The organism is Stenotrophomonas pictorum JCM 9942 (assembly GCF_001310775.1).
Taxonomy (GTDB): Bacteria; Pseudomonadota; Gammaproteobacteria; order Xanthomonadales; family Xanthomonadaceae; genus Stenotrophomonas; species Stenotrophomonas pictorum.
The window spans coordinates 1-3,653 of sequence record NZ_BAZI01000273.1; the positions used below are offsets into that span (position 1 = coordinate 1).

A 3,653-nucleotide genomic window follows, 5' to 3' on the forward strand; every position below is an offset into this window, starting at 1 on the left:
CTCCAGCGCGCTGTCCACCGCCGAGGCCGGCAACGCGGCCAGCGCGGCCGGCACCAGCGATTCCACCCGAACCTGTTCGGCCTCCAGCGGCACGCCGGCGGCGCGGGCCAGAATCAGCAACTTGCGCCGTACATCCTCGCCGGACAGATCGATCCGCGGATCCGGCTCGGTGTAACCGGCCGCCGCCGCTTCCCGCACACAGTCCGAAAACGGCTGGCTGCCGTCATAGCGATGGAACAGCCACGCCAGCGATCCGGACAGCACCCCCTCGATGGAATGGATGTGGTCACCGCCGGCCACCAGCGCGCGGAGGCTGGCAAGCAGTGGCAACCCGGCACCGACGGTGGCGGCATCGCCGTAACAGGCACCCGTGCTGGCGGCGGCATCCGCGATCTGCCGCGCACGTGCCAACGCGGTGCCGTTGCCCAATTTGTTGGCGGTCACCACGTGGATACCCTGCCCCAGCCAGCCGGCATGATCGGCGGCCACATCCTCGCTGGCCGTGGCGTCGATGACGATATCGCCGACGCGCAGGCGACCGATTTGCTGCCGATGCACCGGCTCATCACTGCTGCGCACAGCGGAGCGAGCCTGCGACAACGCCCGCTCGGGCGTATCCGCGCAGGCCAGGGCAATGCGCGAATTGGCCACCACATCCAGCGTGGGCAGCGCCAGCTGGCGTTGCTGCAAGGTCTGGTAACGGGCCACGAAGGCCGAACCGACGGTACCGGTGCCCAGCAGCACCAGACGGGCCTGTGCCGCGGCGACTGTACGCAACTGCGCGCTCATGCATCCACCGTTTTTCGCTGGGCATCACGCTTGCCGTCCGCGATCACCCGGGCGGCACGCGCCAGACCGGCCTGCAGGTCGGCGAGCAGATCTTCGGTGCCTTCGATACCTACCGACAGGCGCAGCAGGCTGTCGGAAATGCCGGCCTGGGCACGCGCTTCAGGCGTCATGGCCGCGTGGGTCATCGTCGCCGGATGGGCCACCAGGCTTTCCACGCCCCCCAGCGACTCGGCCAGGGTGAAGTAGCGCAGGCCATCGAGGAAGGCACGTACCGCAGCCTGCGGGTCGGCACCGCCACACTCGGCCAGTTCGAACGACAGCATCGCACCGAAGCCCTTCTGCTGGCGTGCGGCCACCGCATGGCCCGGATGCGAAGCCAGACCCGGGTAATAGACCCTGGCCACCGCCTCGCTGAGGGCCAGCTGGTCGACCAGCGCCCGGGTGTTCTCCTGATGGATGCGCAGGCGCGCATCGAGCGTGCGCAGGCCGCGCAGGGTCAGGAAGGCATCGAAGGGCGAGCCGGTCAGGCCCAGCGCGTTGGCCCACCACGACAGCTGCTGGTGCAGCTCCGCGTCACGGGCGATCACCGCACCGCCGACCACATCGCTGTGGCCGTTGACGTATTTGGTGGTCGAATGCAGCACCACATCGGCGCCAAAGGCGATCGGGTTCTGCAGTGCCGGCGACAGGAAGGTGTTGTCCACCACCACCTTGGCACCGGCCTTGTGTGCGGCATCGATGACGAAACGCAGGTCGGTGATGCGCAGCAGCGGGTTGGACGGGGTTTCCACCAGCACCAGCGCCGGTGACTGGGCCAGCGCCTCGGCCAGCGAACGCGGATCGGTCAAATCGGCGGTGATCAGCTCGAAATGGCCCTTGGTCGCCAGCGCGTTGAACAGGCGCCAGCTGCCACCGTAGGCATCGTGCGGCACCACCAGCTTCTCGCCCGGCTTGAGCAGTGCGCTGAGCACCAGATTGATCGCGCCCATGCCGGTGGCGGTGATCACGCCGCCGGCGCCGCCTTCCAGTTCGGCCAGCGCCTCGCCCAGCAGGTCACGGGTCGGATTGCCGCTGCGGGTGTAATCGTACTGGCGCTTGTTGCCGAAGCCGTCGAAGCTGAAGTTGGACGACAGCACGATCGGCGGCGTCACCGCACCAAAGGCGGTATCGCGATCAATACCGGCGCGAACCGCGGTGGTGGCACTGCTGCAGGGAAAATCGGAAGCGGCGGACAGGCTCATGCGGTTTCTCCGGGAAGGCGAAGGGCGTTGGCGAGGATCGCGTCGATGCGATCGGTTTCTTTGAGGAAGGCGTCGTGGCCATAGGGCGAGCGCAACACGCGAAGGCTGCCGCGCGGGCCCAGTCCCTCGACCAGCGCGACGAGATCGGACAGCGGTACCAGCCGGTCCCCCTCAACGGCGACCACCAGCGTCGGCACGGCCACAGTGGCCGGCTCGATGCGGTGCAGATCGATCGATTCGGACAGGCGCAGGTAGGCGTTGACGCGGGTGCGGGCGACGTACTGCGCGCCGGCGGCATCCAGATAGTCTTCCGCGGCGACGCGCACGCGCCCGTTCACCACTTCCGGAGCGGCATCGAACCGCTCGCCGAACTCCTCCGGGGTGCGGTAGCTGAGCATCGCGAACTGGCGGGCCAGCGCCAGCCCGTGGGTTTCGGCACATTGCAGCTGGCCCAGGGCGACCGCCCGGCGCTGCAGCGCACGCCACGCCGAGGCATAGGGATGCGGACGGTGGGCGCCACTGACCGCAATCAACCTGGCCAGCCGCTGCGGATGGCGGATCGCCAGCTGCAGGCCGACCAGCGCGCCGTAGGAATAGCCGACGAAACCGTGCAGCTGCTCGATATGCAGCGCATCCAGCAAGGCGGCGATGGCATCGGCCTGGTCGGCGGTGTCGATTGGCACATCCACATCGCCATCGGCGCCGATGAAGTCGAACCCGAGCAGGCGCCGGCGCTGCGGGTCCAGCGCGCGGGTCGGCCCGACCAGGCCTTCGGCCCAGCCCTTCTCGCCGAATACCGGATTGGCGGCCAGATGCCGGTGCGCGGAAATGCCACCGGCCACCAGCACCACCGGCGCCGCTTCCACACCCACCAGCTCATAGCGCAGACGCAGCACGCGCGCTCCGGCGTGGCGCATCGACAGCGGCACCGTGAGTTCGCCGCGCACAGCACGGATGCCGCCCCCGGTACGGGGCGAAGCGACGGCGGAAACGTCTTGAAGGACGGCGACGGTGGCGAGACTCATGGCGATATCCGGTAAGGAGCGGCCATCGAGCTTCGCGGAGCTCGCGTTCGACATGCGGAGGTGCAGATCGAACCATCTTTTCGGCGGACGCGTGGTCCCCGCAGGATTTGGCACCAAACACAGGCGCTGGCGCGTCTGCTGGTTGCCCCGGCTTCAAAGGGCCTGTCCCTCTGCCGGTCTCGATGGTGGGGCAACAATGCCAGCGCCCCCGAGACCTGTCAATCCTTTTATCCGGATGGAGAGATGGAAAGGTTTCTCCGGCAACCAAAGCACCATACTTGGGCGACCGCACTCACACTGGCCACCGTGCAAAACCCCCTTTTTTTCCTGCTGTTGACCTGCGCCTGTCTGCTGGCCGGACCGCGCGATGCCGCCGCCGAAGGCCCGCAGTGGCGACGTGGCTGGGGGTTGGGACAGCCCCCCCACCCCGTCCGGTCTGCGCACAGCAGTGGCTTTGCCGATCTGCAACTGCAACCTCAAAGCGGCGGGCATGCGGTGATCGCCCGCAACCTGCTCGCCGGCCCGGTACAGATCCGTCTGCAGGGCAGTGATGCACGGCTCAGCCCGGCCCCACGGGTGCTGGCCGCCGCTGAACAGC

3 protein-coding genes, 1 pseudogene and 1 riboswitch are annotated in these 3,653 nt (G+C 68.2%); of the genes and pseudogenes, 1 reads left to right on the forward strand and 3 read right to left on the reverse strand.

What is annotated here, in order from left to right; translation table 11 throughout:
- The 3 genes from JCM9942_RS12240 to metX form a co-directional block, all read right to left on the reverse strand.
- On the reverse strand, positions 1-789 hold a 789-nt coding region (locus JCM9942_RS12240; RefSeq protein WP_054659982.1), incomplete at its 3' end, for a homoserine dehydrogenase family protein.
- Positions 786-2,030, reverse strand: coding sequence for an O-succinylhomoserine (thiol)-lyase (locus tag JCM9942_RS12245; RefSeq protein WP_054659984.1), 1,245 nt, complete (start codon positions 2,028-2,030; stop codon positions 786-788). The genes JCM9942_RS12245 and JCM9942_RS12240, both read right to left, overlap by 4 nt.
- A complete protein-coding gene (metX, locus tag JCM9942_RS12250; RefSeq protein WP_241772700.1) occupies positions 2,027-3,109 on the reverse strand; it encodes a homoserine O-succinyltransferase MetX in 1,083 nt (360 codons plus the stop codon). The genes JCM9942_RS12245 and metX overlap by 4 nt, the downstream gene beginning before the upstream one ends.
- A 15-nt stretch (positions 3,110-3,124) precedes the next feature.
- Positions 3,125-3,244, reverse strand: a riboswitch (SAM riboswitch).
- A 117-nt stretch (positions 3,245-3,361) separates the two neighbouring features.
- On the opposite strand from metX, the pseudogene JCM9942_RS19115 reads away from it, so the two are divergent.
- Positions 3,362-3,653: pseudogene (locus tag JCM9942_RS19115) on the forward strand (hypothetical protein); the annotation flags it as partial.